The organism is Mesorhizobium sp. M2A.F.Ca.ET.039.01.1.1, assembly GCF_003998035.1.
In the GTDB taxonomy this organism is placed as follows: domain Bacteria; phylum Pseudomonadota; class Alphaproteobacteria; order Rhizobiales; family Rhizobiaceae; genus Mesorhizobium.
The window spans coordinates 1-1064 of the sequence record NZ_RZRY01001244.1 but is presented as its reverse complement, the minus strand read 5'-3'; the positions used below and the strand labels follow the sequence as shown (position 1 = coordinate 1064).

The 1064-nt window shown below is 68.1% G+C and carries 2 protein-coding genes; both read right to left on the bottom strand.

The window, feature by feature from the left end; translation table 11 throughout:
- The coding region (locus EOA24_RS39000) for a PfkB family carbohydrate kinase (protein ID WP_245501982.1) at positions 1-442 on the bottom strand (442 nt) is incomplete at its 3' end.
- A partial coding sequence (locus tag EOA24_RS38995) for an SIS domain-containing protein (protein WP_127410879.1) occupies positions 442-1064 on the bottom strand: 623 nt, incomplete at its 5' end. The genes EOA24_RS38995 and EOA24_RS39000, both read right to left, overlap by 1 nt.

Sequence of the window (1064 nt, the reverse complement as noted above, 5' to 3'; positions counted from 1 at the left end):
AGTCGCGCGTAAGATCGTCGGTGAGAAAGGAACCGCTGAGCAGCGCATAGCCGCCGGCGAGGCGGTTGCCGTCGAGCACCGAAAGCACATCGTCCAGGCTGAAACGGGGCAGGTGGCCGCGCGTGGTGAAGAAGGTGCGCTCGCCATCAGGATGGGTCATGCCGACCGACAATGTGGTGCCTTCGGGACGAACCGGCCATTTCTTCGCGCGGTGCCCGAACGCCTCGCGCAGCCAGCGGCCGAACTGGTCGTCGCCGAGATTGGCGGCGATCTCGAAGTCGATGCCCAGCGCCTGCCAGGCAAGCGCGGTGTTGCCGGCCTGGCCGCCGACGCGCAAATCGTCATGATCGACGACGGTCTCGGTGCCGGCCTTCGGCCACGGCGCGACCGGGCCGACGATCAGGTCGACATTGACGTTGCCGATCACCGCGAGCGGCCGCATCATTCGCTCCGGGTGATCTTGGTGGTGCGCACCGGCGTTCCGGCATTCTCGACGCGGCTGTCGGCGAAGGCGATCATCAGGCGCTGCGCAACCGGCAGCATGGCGAAGATCGCCGCCAGTCCGGAGGCGGGTTTGAAGACCAGGGTCACGGCGCCCGCGACCGGCGGCTTGCCCGAAGCCTCGAACACGATCAGCGGCGCGCCGGTCTCGACGACGGACAGGGCCATCGCGGTGACGAGGTCGGCGGTCGGATCGTTGCCTCGGAAAAGGACGACACCGATCTTCGGCCCGAGCATTTCCATCGGCCCGTGGCGAAGCTGGCCGCCCTCGAGGGAAAAGCAGGGCAGGCGCGACAGTTCGGTGAAGCCGAGCGCAAGCGCTTCAGCCACGCCTTGCAGCTTGCGGCCGGAGGTGACGATGGTCGCGACCTTGCTCAGCGCCGCCAAGGCTGCATCGATCTCGACCGTTTCAGGCGCCTTGAGCGCTGCGAGCGCGGCGGCGGGGTCTTCGCCAAGCGCTGCGAGGATCGCCAGATGTAGCGCGAAGGTCACTGTCAGGCTGCGGGTCGCGGCAAAGGCGAGCTCGGTGCCGCCGGCGCCAACGAGACAAGGGACCGTGCGGC